A 1,205-nucleotide genomic window follows, 5' to 3' on the forward strand; every position below is an offset into this window, starting at 1 on the left:
GGTACTGGGGTCAAAGGCTCGCGGCATCCGCAGCCGATGCTTTCGGGATCGACGCATTGATGCCGGAGGGGGACGGCGTCTCGCTCGACTATCGCGGATATGACGGCAAGCGCGTGCGGACGCGCTTCTGGTTTACCGATGCGGGAAAAATCCGGCTCACGGCCTGCGTGCCGATCAGAGAGGCTGTCTAGTGCGTTGCTATCGGGCCGACCTGTTAGAATGGCCGTCCAGGACGGTATTCGGCTTTCACGGCTGCGCCATGGCAGAGGGCGCTCTGACGGAGGCGCACGGGCTCTAACGGGGCTCTACATCCAGGCACTCCAAATGGAAAGCGGCCCCTGCCTCGGAGAGAGGAGCAAGGGCCGCTTTCTCCTACAGGCGTCCCAACAGACGCAGAGGGCGAACGGCCGCCCGGCCCGATCGTTCCAAGTTAGGAGTTGCTGTGGAGCGAATGGCCTTGTCACGCGCCATGAGCGTGCTGGGAAAAGCGCGGACATTTGGATCGTGAGAGGCAAGTATACTCGCAAAGCGGCAGCGACTCTGCTCCGCTTTGCAAAATCGACTTCCGCCCCCACCTGGGGGCCGCATTGGTGGAGAAGGCCGCTGACCTCAACGAGCGGGTCGAGGACTTGGCTCTTTCCAGCAAGGACGAGAGCGGCGCTGCTGCGCGCGAGCAGAAGCAGTAGCCGTGGCGGCTGGACGGGAAGCCAAGCGCCCGTAGTTCTCCGACCGTGTACAAGGTTCCTATACTGTGGTTTCCTTGCTCGCCGGCATGGACTTGGGCGGTGAGAATTGGCCATTTATCGACTGTTGCTAAACTCCGGGGTGAAGCCGGAGGAGATCAGCCGCATCACAGCGGCTTACGAGCGCGCATTGCACACCCTGTGCGTCAAGGATCGCGACGACCCTCTAACGGAAATGATCGCAAAGAAGGTCATCAAGATCGCGCAATCCGGCATCAAGGACCCCGCCCAAATTTCGGCTCTGGCAATCAAAGAACTCGAAATGCGATAGGCCGGCGCCGCTCGCATCTGCCGTGTTTGGAACCGAAACCTTTCTAACCCATGTGCATTTCATGACGGGGGCTTCGCGAGATGCGAGGCAGCATGAACCCTCTCTCAGCGGGCAATGTGTTCCTGACCGTCGCCATCATGTCGACGACGTTTCTGCTCGAGGTCGGCGTCTTCATCCTGATCGGAATGTTC

Annotated in this window: 1 protein-coding gene and 1 pseudogene; both read left to right on the forward strand. The window is 60.5% G+C overall.

The window, feature by feature from the left end; translation table 11 throughout:
* A pseudogene (locus ACZXDY_RS45965) lies at positions 1-191 on the forward strand (nuclear transport factor 2 family protein); the annotation flags it as partial.
* 634 nt (positions 192-825) lie between these two features.
* Positions 826-1,014: a hypothetical protein gene (locus tag ACZXDY_RS45970; protein ID WP_245475047.1), complete on the forward strand. Its 189-nt coding sequence runs from the start codon at positions 826-828 to the stop codon at positions 1,012-1,014.
* Positions 1,015-1,205 lie beyond the last annotated feature (191 nt).

The sequence above is a fragment of the Bradyrhizobium sp. LeoB3 genome, assembly GCF_055456055.1.